Annotated in this window: 15 protein-coding genes and 5 pseudogenes; 10 read left to right on the top strand and 10 right to left on the bottom strand. The window is 58.1% G+C overall.

The features are described 5' to 3' along the window. Window positions 1–67 precede the first annotated feature (67 nt). The 8 genes and pseudogenes from purU to ACFQX9_RS17360 all read left to right on the top strand — a co-directional run. Window positions 68–922, top strand: a complete 855-nt coding sequence (gene purU / locus ACFQX9_RS17395; protein ID WP_377789792.1) for a formyltetrahydrofolate deformylase — start codon at window positions 68–70, stop codon at window positions 920–922. Window positions 923–947: 25 nt separating this feature from the next. Continuing rightward, window positions 948–1,838 carry a bifunctional methylenetetrahydrofolate dehydrogenase/methenyltetrahydrofolate cyclohydrolase FolD gene (folD, locus tag ACFQX9_RS17390; protein WP_377789769.1) on the top strand — a complete coding sequence of 297 codons (891 nt, stop codon included), beginning with the start codon at window positions 948–950 and terminating at the stop codon, window positions 1,836–1,838. 690 nt (window positions 1,839–2,528) lie between these two features. Continuing rightward, a pseudogene (locus ACFQX9_RS17385) lies at window positions 2,529–3,169 on the top strand (3-methyl-2-oxobutanoate hydroxymethyltransferase); the annotation flags it as partial. 531 nt (window positions 3,170–3,700) lie between these two features. Next, the gene (locus ACFQX9_RS17380) at window positions 3,701–4,720 is read left to right on the top strand and encodes a D-2-hydroxyacid dehydrogenase (protein WP_377789767.1); all 1,020 of its coding nucleotides are present in this window, start codon (window positions 3,701–3,703) and stop codon (window positions 4,718–4,720) included. A gap of 547 nt (window positions 4,721–5,267) precedes the next feature. Next, on the top strand, window positions 5,268–5,765 hold the full coding sequence (locus ACFQX9_RS17375; RefSeq protein WP_377789765.1) for a GNAT family N-acetyltransferase: 498 nt from the start codon (window positions 5,268–5,270) through the stop codon (window positions 5,763–5,765). Window positions 5,766–6,159: 394 nt separating this feature from the next. Next, window positions 6,160–7,188, top strand: a complete 1,029-nt coding sequence (locus ACFQX9_RS17370) for a cysteine synthase family protein (protein ID WP_377789763.1) — start codon at window positions 6,160–6,162, stop codon at window positions 7,186–7,188. Window positions 7,189–7,422: 234 nt separating this feature from the next. Then, a complete protein-coding gene (locus ACFQX9_RS17365) occupies window positions 7,423–8,232 on the top strand; it encodes a site-specific integrase (RefSeq protein WP_377789790.1) in 810 nt (269 codons plus the stop codon). Between the two features lie 146 nt (window positions 8,233–8,378). Further along, window positions 8,379–9,099: pseudogene (locus ACFQX9_RS17360) on the top strand (IS5/IS1182 family transposase); the annotation flags it as partial. 82 nt (window positions 9,100–9,181) lie between these two features. Here the strand turns inward: ACFQX9_RS17360 and ACFQX9_RS17355 are convergent. The 5 genes from ACFQX9_RS17355 to ACFQX9_RS17335 all read right to left on the bottom strand — a co-directional run bounded on the left by ACFQX9_RS17355 (window position 9,182) and on the right by ACFQX9_RS17335 (window position 14,947). Next, window positions 9,182–10,165 carry an NAD(P)H-dependent flavin oxidoreductase gene (locus tag ACFQX9_RS17355; RefSeq protein ID WP_377789761.1) on the bottom strand — a complete coding sequence of 328 codons (984 nt, stop codon included), beginning with the start codon at window positions 10,163–10,165 and terminating at the stop codon, window positions 9,182–9,184. A gap of 1,244 nt (window positions 10,166–11,409) precedes the next feature. Further along, a complete protein-coding gene (locus tag ACFQX9_RS17350; protein ID WP_377789759.1) occupies window positions 11,410–11,796 on the bottom strand; it encodes a hypothetical protein in 387 nt (128 codons plus the stop codon). 304 nt (window positions 11,797–12,100) lie between these two features. Next, window positions 12,101–13,375 (bottom strand): IS256 family transposase, encoded by a 1,275-nt coding sequence (locus ACFQX9_RS17345; RefSeq protein ID WP_377789757.1) that lies wholly within the window; start codon window positions 13,373–13,375, stop codon window positions 12,101–12,103. Between the two features lie 146 nt (window positions 13,376–13,521). After that, a complete protein-coding gene (locus ACFQX9_RS17340) occupies window positions 13,522–13,767 on the bottom strand; it encodes a hypothetical protein (RefSeq protein ID WP_377789755.1) in 246 nt (81 codons plus the stop codon). A 967-nt stretch (window positions 13,768–14,734) separates the two neighbouring features. After that, the gene (locus ACFQX9_RS17335) at window positions 14,735–14,947 is read right to left on the bottom strand and encodes a hypothetical protein (RefSeq protein WP_377789753.1); all 213 of its coding nucleotides are present in this window, start codon (window positions 14,945–14,947) and stop codon (window positions 14,735–14,737) included. Window positions 14,948–15,075: 128 nt separating this feature from the next. On the opposite strand from ACFQX9_RS17335, the gene ACFQX9_RS17330 reads away from it, so the two are divergent. Then, complete coding sequence (locus ACFQX9_RS17330) at window positions 15,076–15,315, top strand: hypothetical protein (RefSeq protein WP_377789751.1); 240 nt, start codon at window positions 15,076–15,078, stop codon at window positions 15,313–15,315. A gap of 14 nt (window positions 15,316–15,329) precedes the next feature. Then, entirely contained in the window at window positions 15,330–16,007 is a 678-nt protein-coding gene (locus tag ACFQX9_RS17325) for an asparagine synthase-related protein (protein ID WP_377789749.1), read from the top strand. A gap of 178 nt (window positions 16,008–16,185) precedes the next feature. Here the strand turns inward: ACFQX9_RS17325 and ACFQX9_RS17320 are convergent. From ACFQX9_RS17320 to ACFQX9_RS17300, 5 genes and pseudogenes are all read right to left on the bottom strand, one after another. Beyond that, window positions 16,186–16,395: pseudogene (locus ACFQX9_RS17320) on the bottom strand (ABC transporter permease subunit); the annotation flags it as partial. Window positions 16,396–16,700: 305 nt separating this feature from the next. Next, the gene (locus tag ACFQX9_RS17315) at window positions 16,701–17,078 is read right to left on the bottom strand and encodes an integrase core domain-containing protein (protein WP_377789747.1); all 378 of its coding nucleotides are present in this window, start codon (window positions 17,076–17,078) and stop codon (window positions 16,701–16,703) included. 116 nt (window positions 17,079–17,194) lie between these two features. Beyond that, window positions 17,195–17,362: pseudogene (locus ACFQX9_RS17310) on the bottom strand (transposase); the annotation flags it as partial. 652 nt (window positions 17,363–18,014) lie between these two features. Then, window positions 18,015–18,440, bottom strand: a pseudogene (locus ACFQX9_RS17305) (ABC transporter permease subunit); the annotation flags it as partial. Window positions 18,441–18,562: 122 nt separating this feature from the next. Next, window positions 18,563–19,012, bottom strand: coding sequence for a ParB N-terminal domain-containing protein (locus tag ACFQX9_RS17300; RefSeq protein ID WP_231189105.1), 450 nt, complete (start codon window positions 19,010–19,012; stop codon window positions 18,563–18,565). Window positions 19,013–19,364: the final 352 nt, after the last annotated feature.

The raw sequence follows: 19,364 nt of genomic DNA, 5'->3' as shown, positions 1-19,364 counted from the left end.
TAAAATTAGCATCATATCCACCAGCCCCTTTGCACAGAGTTCGCCTGTCCCGGGATTGAAGGAACAAATCAATCGGCCCGACTTTGTCTTGACATTCTCCTGTCCGGATCGGATCGGCATTGTTCACGCTGTCTCTGGCTTCCTCACGATCCATGGATGCAATATCCGAGACAGCGCTCAATTCTCCGATCGCAGCGTCGGCAAACTGTTCATGCGCATTTCATTCGACGCGCTGGATAAAATCGCAATCTCACGCTTGCAGTCGGAGTTTTCCGAAGTCGGAAAGTCATTTGACATGACGTGGCAATTGCATGATTCCAGTTCGAAGCCACGGGTCATGATTATGGTCTCCCGCGCCGGACACTGCCTAAACGACCTTCTGTTTAAATATTCCACGGGAATGCTCGATCTCGAAATTCCGTTGATCGTTTCAAATCATAAGGACTTCTATCGCCTCGCCGCGTCCTACGACATTCCTTTCCATCATCTGCCGATCACTGCCGACACAAAGCTCGTCCAGGAAGCAAAGCTAATGGAGCGGGTCGAGCAGGAACGCATCGATTTGATTGTCTTGGCCCGATACATGCAGATTTTGTCGGATGGGCTCTGTCAGAAGATGTCCGGACGGGTCATCAATATCCATCACTCGTTCCTGCCAAGCTTCAAGGGAGCGCGTCCGTATCATCAAGCCCAGTTAAGGGGTGTCAAGTTGATCGGCGCGACAGCCCACTATGTCACCGCGGACCTGGATGAGGGGCCGATCATCGAGCAAGACGTCTTACGCGTTGATCATTCCCTCACGCCCGAGGAACTCTCGGGGGTCGGACGAGATGTGGAGGCCGCAGTATTGACGCGAGCCGTCAAGTTTCACGCCGAGAACCGGGTCCTGTTGAACGGCGATCGCACGGTGGTCTTTCGATGAGCATCACGATACGGGCAAACGGGAGGTGAGCGCAGTGCTGATCAACGGCGTTAACGCTGCGAGGCAGCTTCACGACGAGTTGTGCAGTGCCGTCGAAACTCTCGTGGAACGGGGGGCGACGCCTGGTCTTGCCGTTGTGCTCGTTGGCGATGATCCTGCAAGCTCGGTTTACGTTCGCAACAAGGTGCGCAGGTCGGTCGAAGCGGGCTTGCGATCGTTCCATCACGAGCTGCCCGCCTCAACCAGTGAAAGTGATCTCCTGGCGTTGATCAAGCGCCTGAACGCGGCCGAAGACGTTGACGGCATTCTCGTTCAACTGCCGCTACCCCCTCACATTGATGCCCAGAAAGTGACTGCCGCCATCGATCCGGCAAAGGACGTGGACGGTTTCCATCCTATCAATGTCGGCAACCTGTCGCTCGGCGCACCCGCTTTGGTCGCCTGCACGCCACTCGGATGTATGCTTTTGATCAAGGGCGTCCGTAAGGATCTTGCCGGGCTTTCCGCAGTCGTCGTCGGCCGTTCAAACATAGTCGGGAAGCCGCTGGCACAACTCCTGTTACGAGAAAACTGTACGGTTACCATAGCGCACTCCAGGACCAAGGATCTTCCTTTGGTCTGTTGTGGTGCGGACATTCTGGTTGCCGCGGCCGGACGGGCAGGGTTCATTCGTGGCGATTGGATCAAACCCGGTGCAATCGTCATCGACGTCGGCATCAATCGCATTGAACGCGACGGCAAGCAGCAATTGGTCGGCGATGTGGATTTCGAGGGGGCGCGCAGCGTCGCCGGCGCGCTGACACCAGTTCCGGGCGGAGTGGGTCCGATGACCATCGCGTGCCTGCTCAGGAATACGATCGAGGCCGCCTGCCGCCGCCGCGGTATTTCTTCGCCGCTTGCCAATGGCGCTGACTAATCGCCGCAGCGCAAGCGCTTGCCCCTCCAATACTGATCGAACACAGTTCCGACGAGGTGCTGAAGTTGGATTAGCTGGAGGGCTGACGCTCCGTCCCGGCCGCGGAGCCGTTCTCGTTGCGCGCTCTACTTCTACCAAGTGGCGGCTAACGGGGAACCGAGGTCTATGAAGCTTATTGCGAACGAGGCGGACGATGGCTTGAAAGCCAGCAGCAACGTCGGGCGGTCAGCAAGCCAAGACGTGCCACCAGGTTTGATCCCGGCCTCTTCGCTCGCGGTTTTGGATGGATGCGTACCACCTCGGCGATCGGTTCGCAGGTGAGGAACGCGAAGATGTCGGCGGTGATTTCGCCTTGCTACCAACCCGGCTCGCGCTATTTTGTCGTTAATGGTGCGATTGGACGCACATCAGCTATACGCCAGATCATCCTCTGCGGTTTGAACACCTGAAGTCGAAGGCCCTCGTCTTTAACCCCGACGACCGGATCGTCGATGTGTCGACCTGTTCGGTGAATCGCGACGGAGCCGGGCGCTATCACTTAAGCGATAGTAGGAGATGCGGGCGAGGCCGAACCCATGCCGCTTCGCACCGCCAGTGCAGACTAAACTAGAATCCGGATGTCAGGATGCGTGCGATGAGTCACATATCCGAATCACATATCCGAATAGCCGGCCACTCAGGTGACCATTCCTGCTGACGCGTTGGAAAGCGGAAGGCCCTCTGCTTGATGACGACCACTTATGACGCGACGACGGCTCACATCGCTGATCCGGTGGTCGAGATGATTCTCGTCGTCCGACAGCGTCGGCAATGTCTGCCCTCGGTTTCGATAATACGTTGCCAATCAGTATGGCGGTGATGAACCACCACGTGGAAGCGGTCGCTCGTACCAAGCCGCGCGCGTTGCTCGTCGCCGATATGCGCTTTCTCAGCTTTCACCTCGGCATTGAGGACACGATCCGTCATGCCAGTTCTGCAGCGGGGCGCGGCTGCCGTGAAGCTCAAGGCAGGGCGCAAGCGGATCGAAATGGTGCGTTTCCAGGTCGATTGCGAGATCCCAGTGATGGGCCATCTCGGCCTCGCCCCGCAAAGCGTCAACGCCATAGCGGGTCAAGGTGCAGGGCCGCAGGGCGGATGATGTCTTGCGCCTGCTCGAGGACGTCTTTCGCCTGCAGGAATCAGGTTGTTTCTCGTTGGTCTTGGAAAGCGCGGCGCGGGCAACCGAGTCATTAACAATCCTACCCATTGGAATCGGCGCGGGTCCTAGCTGCTCGCTGCAGATACTAGTGTTTGACGACCTTCCCGGCCTGACTGAGGGGCATCGGCCGAAGCTGCAAGCAATCGAAGACCAATCGAGGGGCAGGAAGTTTGTCTGCGTCTCGCCGATTTCGTGACGAGCTTCCCCGACGGCTTGCGCTCGTCCGTCGGCGCGCTCGTTTTAATCGAACGCCGACGCGTGCTGCGCCTTGTGAAGGAAGCCCGACAGGATCATCATCCGCCACTCCATTCCCTCCCATCCACCGTCCGAAAGGCGATCATCATGATGTGTCGTTAGGCTGAACGATGCTCCGCGTTGACCCAGCATAGGGAAATATTTCAGGGGCTTGTACTGCTGACAATCCCGCGGCAAGGCCGAAGTGTGAGCAAATTCTGTGGAATCAATGCAAGGACGCAGAATTTCGGACAGTGGCGGCGCCCCATCAAAGAATTTCCAATTTTAATTTCGCTAAATTCCGCGGGTCTGGAACGGCATTTGCTGACGCGAGTCCCAGGCGCTTCGCCGAGCCCACGAAGGCGCACATACCTTCGGCCCTATGCATCGGTTTGTGCAGATCTTCGCTCCGATTTACCAGGAGGGTGTCTTGGCCGAACAAGAATTGGTGTCGAGACATCCGCCAACGCATAGCCATGAAGGTAACATGACGATTGAAAGCCCCCCCTTCACCATTGTCATCAACCACCCTGAGGCCGAAGCTTATGCGCGAGTGTTGGGTGAACGTTTTCCGCAAGTTCGAGTCATTGTGGCGCCGGATTCTGATCGGCTAGAGCGATACATAGGTGAGGCGCACGCGTTGCTTGCTTATCAATTCCCAGTCGAATTGTTCGACCGGGCAACGAAACTGCGTTGGTTCCAATCCCTTAGCGCGGGTGTTGATTCCATGTTACCGATCCGTGACAGAGCGGACGACATAATCGTGACCAATGCTCGTGGGATGCATGGCGGCTTAATTGCGGATTACGTCATGGGCGGCGTGACGATGCTGAATTGGGATTTTCGCAAACTTCTGAGCGAGCAGGCGGACCGCAAATGGAACTTTCGATCGGTAACGCCACTGGCCGACAAAACGCTTGGCGTTGTCGGGTTGGGTTCGATCGGGACGACGATCGCTCGGCGCGCGAAGAGCGCGGGGATGACTGTTTTGGGTGCGAAGCGGGATATTTCAGTCTCGGTCGAAGGTATCGACCGGTTGTTCGGCTCCGATGAGCTGAAGGGTTTACTGCCGCTCTGCGATTTCGTGGTTCTGTCCGTGCCAGCTACGCCGGAGACAGCCGGTCTTATCGGTGCCGACGAGATCGCATGTATGCGACGTGATGCATTCTTGATCAACATCGCCCGGGGCAGCGTCGTCGTGGAGTGCGAATTGATTGGCGCCCTACAGGCGGGCACACTCGCAGGCGCGATGCTCGACGTGTTCGAGCGCGAGCCGCTGCCGCAGGATAGCCCGCTGTGGGGCATGGCAAACGTGATTGTAACGCCACATATTTCAGGAATCGTCACAGACTATGTGGAGCGAGCGTTTGAAATTGTTGCAGACAACATCGAACGCTACCTTAAAGGACTGCCGCTGAAGAATTTGGTTGATCTGCGACGAGGCTATTGAGCGCTTGACGCGAGCACCGCGAAGATGCGCGACTGCTTGTCCTAAAGGTGGCAAGCTTTGCTGGCCCGGTGAGGTTCGCACAATGCCAGCTTTCTGGTCGTGAAACGGGAGCGCCTGAACGGTAGCCTGATAAGTTGAGTAGTCACAGTTGGGAGATCACACTAATGCCAAGCCCGCTGCATGACTGAATGTTGACGGCACGGGCAGAACTAGACCTGGCGCGTCGGAATTGAACCCGAGAGTGGGCGACAAGCTCTCACCCAGCGAGGCACGAGGGGTACCGCATCGTGGAAATGGCAGACAATTGTCTGTTAGGTTTGTCGAGTCCGCGACATATGCTCTCAGCGCCTCGCCTCTTCCCGCCATGATGTAAGCCTTTGAAATTCATACTATAAATGGACATTCATTGGACTGCGTCAATTGGCACGAGTTTTGAGAGCCTGCCGTCAGAACCCAACGAGCTACAACGATAATCATGTCTCGAGCGAGATATCATTCTCTCCCTTTTCGCCAAAGGGCAAAACGGCGGCTGATACGGAGACTTAGTATGCGCGCGGCGCTGAAAAGCTTGTCTCGTTTTGATTACGCGGTGGTGGCCCATCTAAAGATAGAGCCAGAGCAAGAAGACTTTGTGGACTCACTGGAGTTGGTCTTCTCCGAACTTCAAAATAACTCATGGGCTGGCCTTGCGCACGCCTTCTCAATCGTCGCCAGCGATGAGATCGTCGGCTTTTTTGTTCTCCGAGAAGGGGCAGCGTTGCCTGAATGGGCCCTCCCAAACGCGATGACTTTGCACAGCCTTTGCGTGGACCGAGCATGCCAGGGCAATGGATATGGTAGGGCAGCGATCAAACTTGCCGCTCGATGGGTCGCTACAAACCGTCCATCTGTTAACAGTCTCATGCTTGGCGTCAATGTACGCAATGAGACAGCTAGAGCTGTTTACCTGAAGTCGGGGTTTCGGGATACGGGCGCGACTCACTTCGGCCCAAGCGGCACTCAAAACATTCTTGAACGCAAGATCGGTTTGGGAGGAGAAGTGTGATCATTGTGTTCCTTTTGACCCTTGTGTTGGCAAGGCATTCCAGGCACCCAAATCTCAGCGAGCCTACATTGCCGGCGCGACCGGCGGTGCCTGCTTGGATGAGGGCGTTCTCAGCAGCAGATTACGGATTTCCGCCCGCGCCGCAGCGTCGCTATGCCGTCCATCCGCGGCATCCTCGGCATCTCCTCCTCCGTGCAATGCGTGAAGGGCACGATGGAATATGCGGTGCAGCGCATCCGCGCCGAGCAAGCTACTGACTAGAACCAGCCTATCGCGGCGGCAGTTGGGTCACCTCGAAACAAAATTCCACCACTGGCCCCGGCCCGCCCGCTGTGGCGTGGAGAGCAGCACAAGGGTCGTTCCACTCATTACAAAGCAGGAGGAGAGGCACGCTATGCTGCACCAGACCGTAACGCAGATGATCGGGCAGACGCCGGTAATGTCGATTGATATTCCCAACCGGGACACCCGTTTGATGCTAAAAATCGAAAAAAACAATCCCGGCGGCTCGATGAAGGACCGCATGGCGCGAAGCATGGTTGTGGCTGCACTGAAGGATGGGCGCCTCGCTCCAGGCGGCACCATTGTTGAATCTTCTTCTGGTAATACCGGTATAGGCTTGGCTCTGTCCGCGTTGGACTTTGGCCTGCGCTTCATCGCCGTGGTCGACCACCATGCGGCACCCGACAAAGTCCGGATGATGCAGGCCCTCGGCGCCGAAATCCGCTATGTCGAAGGCGAGTTTGCTGAAAACGAAGTCGCCGTTGTCGAGAGGCAGCGCCTAGCGGCACAGCTCGCCGCAGATCTTAGCGGCGCACTGTTCATGAACCAATCTGACAATCCCGCAAATCCGGAAGGCTACGCCGCTCTCGTTGATGAGCTGATCTCTCAACTTCCCAACGGCATCGACGCGTTTGTCGGATGCGTTGGGACCGGCGGGTCAATGAGCGGTATTGCGCAACGGCTCAAGCGCTACAAAGAGACGGTGCGCACGATCGGTGTGGAGCCGGCTGGATCCATCATTTTCGGAAAACCCGCGCATGCCTATTACCAGTCCGGCACTGGCATGCCCGCGGGTGACGCGGTCGGCAAAGTCCTGGACTATGGATGCATCGATGAGGGCGTACAGGTGACCGATACTCAAGCTTTCGAGACCGCGCGTTACATCGCTAGGCGCAAAGGACTTTTAGTCGGTGGGTCTTCCGGCGGAGCTATCTACAAAGCTCTGGAATTCATCGCCGCAGGCAAGCTCACCGGTTCTGTCGTAACACTGGTCGCCGATGGGGGCGAGAAATATCTGAGCACGATTTTCAACGAGGACTGGATGGCAAAGCGCAGCTTGCTCGATCCAACGATCGCCCCCCAGTTGGACCAGTGGCTCTTCGGAAAGGAGTCGTCCGTGAACAAGGCTCTAAGCGATTGAGCAGGATTCAGTTTTCGGTTGCGGTGGCATTTGAGATTGTAGGGATTGGGGGCTTGAGGCCCCCAAACCTTGCAATTTCCGTTTGTGGATTGAACGAAGCCGCTGCCGCGGCGTGAGGGGTAAGGTGGCGTAGATCGCCTCCTGATTGAGAGGATATGGGTGTTGGAGCCCATCCCCCTCAGACAAGAGTATTGAGATGACCGATTTGAGCATTTGAGCCCTCTTCGCCGCCGCATGATCGAGGACATGACACTCCGCAATCTGTCGCCGGCGACGCAGCGATCCTACATCAGCGCGGTTTCGAAGTTCAGCCGCTATTTCGGCCGATCGCCGGAGCGGTTGGAGCTGGAAGACGTCCGGGCCTTCCAGGTGCATCTGGTCTCGACCGGCATCTCATGGCCGGCGCTGAACCAGATCATCGTCTGTGCGCTACGGTTTTTCTACGGCGTCACGCTCGGCGAGGCGCTCATCCCGGAGCGCATTCCCTATGCGCGAGAGCCCCGCAAGCTGCCGGTCGTTCTCAGCGCCGACGAAGTGGTGCAGTTCCTCGAGGCGGTGTGGAGCCTGAAGAGCCGCGCCGCGCTCACCACCGCCTATGCGGCCGGCCCCAGGGCCTCCGAGGTCGCGGGACAGCGGATCGAAGACATCGACAGCACCCGCGGTGTCATCCAGGTGCGCCACGGCAAGGGCGCGAAGGATCGCAACGTGATGCTGTCGTCCCAACTGCTCGGCATCCTGCGCACCTACTGGCGGCTCGCCCGGCCGCGGCTTTATCTGTTCCCTGGGCGTGACGAAGGTCACCCGATTGATCCGACCGAGTTGCATGTCGCCTGCCGCTCGGCGGTCAAGGCTGCGGGCCTGACCAAGCGCGTCACGCTGCACACGCTGTGCCACAGCTTCGCGACGCATCTTCTGGAGAACGGAATCGACATCCGGATCGGCCAGGTTCTGCTCGGGCACAATAATCCGTCGTCGACGGCGCGCTACACGCAGGTCGCCACCGATACGATCCGTAAAATGGACCCGCGGAGCGGGACCACTTGAGCCGGTTTGTTAGTTGGAAACTGACCGCTCCTGATCACTTTCTATCATGCTGCTAGAGACTCTGTCTGCTGCTGTTGCTGTGGGCATGTGGTCATGTGGTCATGTGGTCAACGCGTCAGCGTTGTCCACCATGTCTACAGCCTTCGCGGTGGTATCAGCGGCAGTTGCGCATTCTGCGCAGCCGGCTCGGCCTGATCATCCGCGACATCCGCCGCAGGATCGAGGGCGAGCCGGCACCGGAGGAGGCGTTCGCCGTCCCGCTTGGCCGGGCCGTGCAGATCCGCTCGCAGCAGCAGCGACAGGGCGGCCGGAAGCTCTATTCCTTCCATGCTCCGGAGGTGGAATGCATTGGCAAGGGCAAGGCCGCCGCACCTTTACGAGTTCGCGTCAAAGCCTCCATCGTCACCAACAACCGCCGGGCTCCCAGTGGCCTGCTCCTGCTGCACGCCAGGTCGCTGCCCGATAATCCCTACGACGGTCATACCCTGCGGGACGTCATCGACCGCACCGAGGCGCTCACCGGCTGTGCGATCGAGCGGGCCTACATCGACAAGGGATATCGCGGCCACGCAAAATCCCCCGTCGCGTCTTCATTTCGGGCCATAAGCGCGGCGTGTTCGTCGCCATCAAGCGCGAGCTGCGGCGCCGCTCCGCCATCGAGCCCATCATCGGACACCTGAGGCCGAAGGTCACCTTGGCCTCTGCTACCTCAAAGGCCGCGCCGGCGACGCCGCCAACGTCGTGCACTCAGCTGTCGGCTACAAATTCCGCCGTATCCTCGCCTGGCTCAGAGAACTCTTGTGCCTGTTCATGATCCAGCTATCGCATACGCTTGCATCTCCAGTCCCGCTCAATTCGGCTTCTTAACGGACGACTACCTAATCTATCGAATGGCAACGCGCACGGCTCGCTCCACAGCATGATGACCGAAGTAGAGAGGCCGCATTATCTATCGCATTTGCGGAATCGCATCTAGTACAGCCTCGTTGTACTGTTCGGCGATCTCTCGTATCAGTTCAGCCGCGCTAACGATCGAGCTCACCCCTGAAACGGAGTGACCTGCACTCCAGATATCAACCCAGCGCCGTGGCCCTTCGCTCGAATCGTTCCCGCCATATATCTGCGCGGCACGTGGCTGGGAGATGGTTTCGTCGAGTTTAGAAGGGTCAAGACCTGCGGCTACGATCGACGGCCTTAGCATACTAACTTCTAATCCCGTAAAGGCTTTGGTCAAGACCACGTCGTCCAGCGTACTGGCGACTAACATTTCGCGGTAGGAAGGGCTTGCCATACTCTCACGTGTTGCGATGAAGCGAGTCCCCATGTACCCGAGATCACAGCCAAGCAAACGTGCTGCCGCAAGGGCAATTCCATCGCTTATGCCACCCGCAAGGATAATAGGACCGTCGAACGCGGCACGAACGGCCCTCACGAACGCAAACGGATTCGCCCAGCCGGTATGGCCTCCGGCTCCTGCGGTAAGCAAAACCAAGCCGTCAGCACCGGCCCGGATCGCCTTTTCAGCATGGCGGAGCGACGGAACGGCGGCGAGCACCAAACAGCCGATTTCGTGCAAGGCGTCGGTCACCAATCTGGGCGATCCCATGCTGGTTATGACAATTTCCACCTTGTGACGAATGAGACAGGCAAGATCATCCTTTATTCGCGGGTGTCGTATGATCAAGTTTGGACAATGGGGGGCTGCTGGCCGGTCTAGCTGAGCCTGATCATGGTCGATTCGAGTTAGCCAGTTATCGAGCTCCTCAACCGATCGAGCATTCACAGTGGGGAAGGCGCCGATCGCACCAGACCGGCAGACAGTGGTCACAAGCTCCATCCCCGACACGAAGAACATCGGCGCTGCGACAAGCGGTACCACAAGTCTGGACGCGATAGCCGCCGGTAATCGACTTCGCTGGACACGTGCATTCATAGGTAACTCTCCCTCCAAACTGAGCTGCGCATTGCAAATCGGGCCAACTCGATCCGATCCATTTTTGACGTCAGCGCATTTTTCAATCTGCTTTGCAGTCGACGCAATGAGCGAGCGCTTTTCCGCAGTGAATGCCCTTTCATTGCGCGAAGTGTGAACACTCACAACAACCGGGACCGTAGTTGAGCAAAGGCAGGTCGCCTGAATTCTCGGGATGGCTCACAAGCGTCGGAAGCATTGAAAAGAAAATACCTCTGGTGTTGCATTCTGAGCAGGCATCTCTGATTCAGCGGCGCTTGGTAGGAGTAATGGCATGCGCCTTTGTTCAGGACGACTATCGAAAGAGAGGAGTTGACTTGCCCCGGGGGACGCTGGTCGCGAGAGTGCAGTTCGCAAGATATGAAGTAGCAGTGTGCTCAGGTGATCGCCTGAAAGCCGCAATTGAGCCGTAGTATGAAGCTTGCTGTGCCCAATTGTTTTAACGCACCTCGCGCATTTAAATCGCAACGACAGTCAAATTAATGCATCGGAAGACTCTACACATCCTGCGGCGCGACGCCGTGGAATCGGCTGAAGCTTTCCAACACGAAGACTGACCGTTGCCCTTTCTTGATCCGTGCAAGTTCTCAGGCCGAAGCAAGACTATAGTGCCAAGCTCTCCTCAGAACCATGCTTGGCCTGCCGGGTCCACCTCTTGCGCGCCTCCTCTGAGCCAGAGAGCACCTTGAAGATCTCTCGCCACAAACGTTGCGGGTAGGTTGGTCGGCATGCCAACAGAACTTGCGAAACTTGCTGTGGACATTTCGAAGCTCGGGCGGCAGCCGTCTCGCAATCGCTCGGCGATGGCGGGTCGCCTCGTAGCCAACCGTGCTGCGGGATGGATCACATCCCTCTCTCCTTCTTACCTCGCCGCAGCTCATCGGATCGAGACCAGCGCGACCACTCACCAAAGTGGTTACGGTGAGACCGGTTGAGTTGCCTTGCTCATAAGGGCGACCACTACCGCGCCCTTCGCGGCATTGCGCCAGAGGCGCGGCTGCGGGGCATTGATTATTTAGCGCAGCAGGAGCCTGGGCACTAACGAATTTCGTTCTCGTTGAACGATAAACCCTACTATCTCGTTTACTATTCCACTCGCGGCCTGCATCCAACCGATCATGTCGCAGCGTTCCACTTGCGATAAGCGGCGTTTTGCGCGATCCGGTCAGCGAAAAGAGCGTCCAGTGATTGTCGCGGCGGCAGTGTCACCGCGTTTCTGCCTGAGCATTGACCGACCTCATTAAATCCTCGCCGGTTTTCCAAAAAAGCCAATCGTCGTCCACAATTCCCTCTGCCACCAGACGTAGTATTGAACCACCCGGTTCACATTGGGATGCGTCGTAGACGCGCTTCTCGACGGACCACCGCGCGGCAAGATAGCAGGTAAAATCGGGAGCCCACATCGCAAAAGAAACGCCCCGCATGATTCCGGCCGTGATATTGACCATACCCTGTCCCCTAAAATCTTTGCGCACCCAAAGATCGCCGTGATAGGCAACCTTTCCAGTGATCTGCCGCGCAATTGGGGCTTTGCAAATACAACGATCACCGGGATGTGCATGCTTGCTTGGCTGAGCGTAGAAAAATTTCAAGTTCTCAAGATGTTCGGCAAGATTGCTGTTCGATAGGTCATATAGTCTCGCAGCTTCGACGAGAACGACCGCCTTATTCTCGTTAGCGCCTACGACCCAATAACCGTCGCCGGGTCTAACATGGGGGACCGATCGGGGCGAAAATTTGGGTATGTCCGCCCCTTTGTCGGGATGCCGCTCGTTATCGAGACGTACTCATCAAAATCGAACCCTATCGAAAGCTTGACGCCTTTCTGAATAGCGGCAGAGGGGGATGTCCCGATCGGTGTTGAACTACGTCGGGCCGACGTTGCCGGGATGAATGTTACGCGGCCCTCGAGACGTGGGCAACGGGCTTGATCGTCATGCGATCGTGGTGAGCTTGAAGGGCTGCACGCAGAACCGACAATTGCTTATGCGCCTTCAATCGTCGAAAGCCCTTGTTGGCCTCGATCATACCGGCCGCGACCCATCGCAAGGCCATACCGGCATCCCGCCAGCGTTTGACGTTGCGCGTGACGCGGCGAATGGTGCCCATCATGTTCTCGGCGATGTTGGTACAGGCGAGCGATCGACGAAGCTCCTTCGGCAGCTTCAACCGGACGACAGTCAGGATTTCGTCGAGGCCTTCGAGGATGCTGGCCGCGACGCCGGGCCATTGCTGGTCGAGGCGACGCGCGAGATTGCGGATCAATTTTTCAGCCTTGTCGGCGTCATCGAGCTCCCACGCCTGGCGCAGCACCCGACGGGTGGGCGCATGATGCTCTTTCGGCAGGCGTTCCATGATGTTGCGCGCCTTGTGGATCTGGCAGCGCTGGATCGCAGCGGCCGAACCGAAGGTGCGGCGGATCGCCTTCGACAACGCTTTCGCGCCGTCGGCGATGAACAGTCTTGGCATCGTCGGGTCGAGCCCGCGCGAGACCAGGTTGTCCAGCAGGGCCTGAACCGTTGCGGCATTCTCGGTCGCCCCTTCCACCAGCGCCAGCGGATGCTTGTTGCCTTCGCCGTCAACTCCGATCGCGGCGACCAGCACGAGATCGTCGCCGAGATGCAGCCGGTCGATTTGGACCACCAGAAGGTCGAGCGCGGACAGATCGGCAGCCGTGAAGTCAGCCAGCCGCGCCGCCGACAGCGCTACGAACCTCCGCGAGGCCGCCGACTTCGAAACCCCCGATCCGGGCGGTGCCGGCACGTCACCTTCGGGCAGCCGGACGGCGCGGCCGAACCGGCGCGTCGACACATTGATCAGCATCAGGTTCATCGCCCAGCGACCGAGCCAATCCTCCTGCGCCGCCGTTTCCCAGCTCGGGATCGTGACCTCGCCGCCATCCACGCCCCGGACCCGCGGGCGCTCGACCTCGATCTTGCCGCCGTGGAAGCCGATCCGTCCCCGCGTTCGGCCCCAACGGTGCGCCCGCCGCGCCGCGTCGCGATCGTGGCGCGGCCCGCAGGCCGCCGTGACATCCGCCTCCATCATCGTGCCGAGCGCCTCGATCCCTGCCGCAAGGCAGAACCGATCGAAGCTCGCCCGCACTTCTGCAAACGCTTCGTCCACAGCCCCGGTCGCCGGCGAACCAGCCGGTGTGATATCTCTCGTCATGGCGTTGCTCTCCTTGGTGGAATCAGCACCCGGCTCAAGGTGGGCAACGCCGACCTCTTCAGAAATTCAACAGAACCCGGGACATCCCCTAGCGGCAGTGTCATACACTTGGAGGAAGCGCGAAATTTGAAGCGGATTGGGCCGTTTCATTTTGCACCTTGTCTTCCTGTTACCGCGAGCGGTAAAGCGGTGCTAGGATGGTTGTTGTGGCCGTAGTTCAGTGCTCCGGCACCAGAGAAGAAATCAATGACCTTTCGGCCATCTTCGGTTAGCATAATAGAGCCGCGAGCGCGGCTGAAAATGGCAGGAAACGAACGTGAGTATGGGCGAACATTGGACTCGAGGATTTCGAAACGTTCCATTTTGGGCGACTGGTCGAGTGCGTTAGCCATGGTTGCCTCCTCGGCTGCTGGTTCGACGAACAAGCACGTTATCTTCAGACGCAGCCGCCCTATAACGGGCGGCTCGTCACGGGCCACGTCTTTCCCGATGTGGGTCTCATCTCCGCTAGTAAGCTGAGAAGCCCGTCACGGCGAACCTACTAAGAGTGGTAGTACTCTTGCGTTTGCTTAATATGGCGAGCACGATTTGGACCTGCGCGGTGCGCCATATTGCGGAATAAACGAACCTACGCCAGGGCGTATCTTCGCGCTGGAGCGCCTTGTTGGCGAAGAAGGTGCCGGTTAACGTTGCATCTCAACCGGTGAGGGTCATGACCCATGGTGGCTTTCACAGCCGAGCCCGCGCGAACGCAAACAGCAGCCGAAACTATCTCTCTATTAGGCAGTCGCACCGCTCAGCTGGGAAGGGTAAGCTAGGCCTATTCACGCAGTCCGACCTCGGGGGCCTTGGAGAGCGCGGCCGTCAGTGGCTATTAGGTCCCCGCGCGCCGCTGTAAGGATGCGGCTTGAGCCACCATCCTTGCTGCGAGGCGGCAGCGTCTCAATCTCTGGTGACGGCGCGATCGCGCAGATCCCTTCACATGTCTCAATTGAAGCGCGGAGGGTGTACAGCCCTTGAGCTGACAGCTTTGCCTATTTCAGTGCCAGCTTAATTCTGAATAGTAAGCGTAGCTCTGCGGCCCTCTTGAGCGAGGGTTGACGTCTATTTGAGCCGCGTGGCGCGTTCCAGCGGCCGTGAGGAACCTTCGCTTGAAGTCTGTGTCCGCGCGGCGCCCATCCCCGCAGGGGCACCATATCGGTCCTGGTACATGCCTCGTCGATGAAGACCAGCCCCTCAGTTTCGACGCGATCTTGGTACTTTGTCCACTGCGCTCGCCGCCTCGCGACCTTGGGTCGATCGCGTTCGCCACCCGCCCACGCCTTTTTTGAAGCTGAGCTTCTCGGCATGCACGAAGTCTCAGACCGAGTGGTAATCGACCTTCAGGCCGCGACGGGCGAGCTCGGCAACGAGACCGCGGATGGTGAAATCGCGGTCCCTGATCCGCTGCGATAGCCACACAGCGTGGTCTCCCGAAACCGCGTTCTTGTGACCGCCCATGTGGCCAGGCTCAACGCTGCCGGTCTCATCGACACGCTGCATCCAGCCGATGGCGGTGCTGATCGCCGCCAAACTGCTTGGCCGCCTGGTTGCGGGACATCCCGCACTCGATCGTAGTGGCCAAACGTCCGCTCCAAGCTCGATCCGGTTGGATTATCAAGCCGTCTCCTACCGTGCCGTCTTCGGCGAGAGGACGCTGTTTGCAGATATTCGAAAGCGGCAGCCTGGCACCTTGGCTGAAAATCACAGTGCAATCGCACGAACATTCACGTTGGTGGGATCCTGTCCACCTCAATGAGAGTGATGATTGCAGTTCTCTCAAACCCTTGATTGGCAGCGCCGTGGAGGAACATTTGCTGCCGCACACTCCAGACGCTGCGCCGCTTTCCGGAGGGCTCGATTCCAAGGCACTCGTCGCAAAAGCCGACACGCTTTACTGAAATCGTATGCAACGATGCATACGACGAAAGCCCTTATGCTGTCGAGGTCGCGAAATCCCTCAAGCTCCCACGTCCTGGTCCAGCTGCCTGGGGCAATGAGCCTGGATGTCGTTAAGCGCCTTACAGCATTACGCGGTCATCCAATCGGCATGCACAACGAAGCGGCGATGTATTTGCTTGCGCGAGCGGTCAGCCACTCTCACAAGGTTCTCCTTACCGCCGAAGGTGCCGACGAGATATTCCTCGGATATAGCCGGATCTTCAGATTGCCCTTTGACCTTCATCGACTAGCGTTGCTGGCCGCTTTGCCAGATGTCATTGGCCGCCCGGCGCGGCGTTATGTCGGCTTTCCCAAGTTCAAACCGAGCGAGTTCGAGTTCTTTCTCGCGCGCTACACCTACTTTCCTCAAGCCGAGAAGTTGGTGCTGGCGACGTCAGCATGGAGAAAGGGAATCGTTCATGATGCAGGCCCGATCGATTTGATGATCAATGCCTACCATTCAGGCGGCGCCACTCCGGTCGAGCGCAAAAGGCTATTCTTTGTACGGCGTCATCTACCGGCGCTGCTCGAGATTGTGGACAACACCACAATGGCAGCGGGGGTGGAGTCTCGCGTTCCCTTCGCAGACCACCCAATGGAAGTTCCTCTTCTGCTGATACAGAGGGATGTTCCTGATCATTTGAGTTGTTGAGCGTTCGACGTCCGGACGCGACATGACGTCTCCTCAGATGGCTGTGAAAGAAGCTGGGCGAGGTCCCGTCCGGGGTAGGGACGCGCTGATTGTCATGAGGGCGATCGCTGTCCGCGATGACGAACCCTGGCGCGAGGGCGATCCACCAGGTGGTCAGCAAATAGTCACTGCCGAATCCCACTATATTGCCCAAGCTGGACGGGGGCGGTTGTATCCCCATTCCCAGAAAGCTCAGGGTGCTTTCCAGGAGAACCGTCTCGGTGAGCCCAAGCGTCGTGCCGACCACGATGGTCGGTGCACAGGCTGGGAGACTATGCCTTGCGTAGATATGAACCCGCGAAGCGTTATAGGCCCGGGCCGCCGTTACATGGAGCCGATTGCGGGCCATCAAAGCAAGGCCTCTCGCGATGCGGGCTTGGCGTTCTCAGCCGTGCACGCCCACAAGACAGACGAAGGGTCCCAGCGAATTGTCAAATATCGTTATGACAAGAAGTGCGGTCATCATGAACGGCACAGCAGCCTGCACATCGACAAATGCCATGACTCTCTCGTCGATCATGAAATGGACCCGACGGGATCAATTGAGCCGGTTTGTTAGTTGCAAACTGACCGCCCCTGATCACTTTCTATCACTCTGCCAGAGACTCTGTCTGCTGCTGTTGCTGTGGCATGTGGTCAACGCGTCAGCGTTGTCTACCATGTCCACAGCCTTCCGGTGCGCATCCGTTCGCGCCAGAGCGCCATCGGCGCGCGATAGCCGAGCGCCTGATGAAGGCGGCGATCGTTGTAGAAGGCGATCCAGTTTGCGATCCCTCCTTTGGCCTCGCGGCCGTCGGCATAGCCCTCGATATAGATATTCTCATGATTAAGCGACCGCCACAGCTGCTCGATGAAGACGTTGTCCATCCAGCGGCCGTGGCCATTCATCGAGATCTTGATCCCTGCGCCCGCCAGCGCGCCGGTGAAGGCCGTGCTGGTGAACTGGCTGCCCTGGGTCGGTGTTGAAAATCTCCGACGTGCCGTACTTCGCCAGCGCCTCTCCAAAACCGCCACGCAGAACGAGACGTCCATCGTGTTCGACAGCCGCCACGCCAGAATCGCATGGTCAATTGCCCGATCTTGGCGTGCAGCTTTTCGATCTCGCGTTCGCGCGTTTCCTCGCTCTCCCGCCCGACACCCGCGTCAAAGGCCCGCCCCGCTTGTTCCAGAAGTTGTTTCTTCCACGCATAGATTTGGTTCGGGTGCACCTCACAGCGCTGAGCCAGCTCGGTCACCGTCGCCTGCTCCCGCGCCGCCTCCAGCGCAATCGTCGCCTTCAGTGCCCCGTCCATTTTCCGTCTCGTCTTCTTCGTCATCATGCCCTCCGTCTATCAAACGGAGCGGCCCTTCTCCAATTTAGCCTCTGGTCCCCAAACCGGGATCCATTTCAATCTGTCCGCCAAGCTCGGCCGCGAGGAAGCCCAACGAAACGCCCAGCAGGGTACTGATGAAGGTCCCGCCCACCGCAACGAGCATGCTGATCTGGATCGAATATATCCGAGCCAGGTCGTCCCGACGGAGCTCGTCAATGCCCAATAAATGGTCCAGCTACCGCCGAAGAATGGTGGCGGCGAAAGCCGTGCATCCAAGGAGATCTATGCTGGAGGATAGGCGGAGATCACCTGAGCCAGTGCGGCAATCAACACACATCCGACAATCCATATCGCGGCACCATGGAGTCCCATTTGGGCTGCTTACGGGCGTTGGGCTTTCGAAGAACGAAAGATGTTCCAAGTCCATTCATACGCCCAGGCAATGCTCATCTATGTCCCTGAGGAGTTCGGACGCGGACCGAGCCAGGTGTAACCGAGATCGACGGCCAGGTTGGTGATGATCATCGCAGTGCCAGCAAGCAGGAGAATTGCCTGCACCACTGGAACATCCCTGTTTGCGACTGAAGTGAGGAAGAGGTTTGTATACCCGGCCATGAGAAGACCGTCTCGACCACGGTAAGGCGGCTACCGTTCGGCCGATGAAGAGGCCAAGAATCGTCAGGATCGGAGCCGCCGCATTGGGCAATACGTGGTGGATCAACATCCGCCAGAACGGAATGCCGCGCGTAAGCGCAGCCGACACATACCGGCTGTCCAGCGCTTCGCGAACGGCGACACGGGTGTAGCGGGCAAGCACGGCGGAGCTTGCGGGCGCCATCGTGACTGCCGGCAGAACCAGGCTGCGCCAGCTCTCCGCGCCGCCGGAGGGGAACCAGTTGAGGTGAATTAACAAGACCAGCATCAGCACGATGCCCAGGCAGAAGCTGGGAAAGCACAGTCCCACGCCGGTTCCGATCGTGCACACACGGCCCATGAGGCTCGACGGAAGGACCGCGGTAGGTATTCCTACCGCAACGCCCGTGACCCTATATTGCGGCCTTCTGGTTTGGGGCACTAGCATTGCGGCAGCGCGGCCACCTTACAGTAAACTATCCAACAAGCAGTTATTTGCCGATCAGCCAGCGCGAACTTCGCTCGATGGGCGATGTAGCTCCACTAAATTCTCAAGCAACAAAGGGCCAATCATTTCAATCCGTTTTGAGCCACCAGCTGTTTCAGTGATTGTCGTCTCAACTCATCAAGGTTCACCGAGCAAGATGGCAGTGGGACATGTAGCCGGTGTCGTGTTGTCTTGTATTTCATCAGATCACCTGAAAGGCCGGCCTTGATAATACGCGCCGCATCAACAGGTGCCCCATCGGCCCAATAGGTTACTTCCAAATTGGGGTCGTCGTAGGAAAGCAGGACGCATGGAACGACGGCCAAACAGAGTCCGATCGCACAGAAGCATCGATGGTGACCGTCCATGATCACAGAATGGCTGCGTTCAACTAAGATCGGCTCCGTCCACCTGCCCTCTTCCTTGATTGCCTTTGCCAGCAGCCTAGCTCGTTCAATGTCAATTTCCTCGGTGGGCCTCAGCCGCGTGACTTGCAGTTTAATTATGGAGTAGTTCGATCCAGCGTCATTCATTTAAGTAATCGCATCCCATCTTCGCTCCGCCACGGGGCGCTTGGATAAACACAAGCGATCTGCGAAAGAGCTCTGACGAGAATATGAGCAGGTATCGTGCCAAGGTAAGCAATTTTGAGGGCACTGATCGCAAGGCGCTGCGCCTTATATGTGATCGAAGGCCTGAAAATTACTGTCCCGCAATTTGCGTCTTCGAAACTCATATTATCGTAGTTCGGCCGCACTGTGGAGGCGAACCTCCCGGTCAATAAGCAGCGCTTCGCGACTTTTGGTAATGCATTTTAGCGCGCCGGGGATGCACGTGAGTACGAACAAAGACTGGCGCGTTCGGCCCGGCACAGGTTGTCGGAAA

Source organism: Bradyrhizobium sp. GCM10028915 (genome assembly GCF_042666195.1).
Lineage (GTDB): Bacteria > Pseudomonadota > Alphaproteobacteria > Rhizobiales > Xanthobacteraceae > Bradyrhizobium > Bradyrhizobium canariense_D.
This window is presented reverse-complemented; position numbering and strand designations above follow the sequence as displayed.